We start from the raw sequence: 306 nt of genomic DNA, 5'->3' as shown, positions 1-306 counted from the left end.
CAGCTATTATGAGCATGGAAGATGCCCAAAAAACCGGCGCCATGATGCTCTTCGGCGAAAAAAACGGCGACGAAGTACGCGTACTGCAAATGGGCGGTTTCTCTACCGAAGTGTGCGGCGGTACACACGTTTCACGCACCGGCGACATCGGCCTCTTCAAAATCATCAGCGAAGGCGGTATTGCCGCTGGCGTGCGCCGTATCGAAGCCATCACGGGCCTGAATGCACTCAAATGGGCGCAAGATAAAGAGCGTTTGGTGAAAGACATTATTGCCGAAACCAAAGCCCAAACCGAAAAAGACGTAC

Annotated in this window: 1 pseudogene; it reads left to right on the top strand. The window is 52.9% G+C overall.

Annotation, left to right across the window (positions count from 1 at the left end):
• Positions 1-306: pseudogene (locus ACTHS4_RS11795) on the top strand (alanine--tRNA ligase); the annotation flags it as partial.

The sequence above is a fragment of the Neisseria sp. P0014.S009 genome (assembly GCF_051958155.1).
Lineage (GTDB): Bacteria > Pseudomonadota > Gammaproteobacteria > Burkholderiales > Neisseriaceae > Neisseria > Neisseria flavescens_C.
The sequence above is the reverse complement of the archived record's forward strand: the minus strand, read 5'-3'. Positions and strand labels throughout refer to the sequence as shown.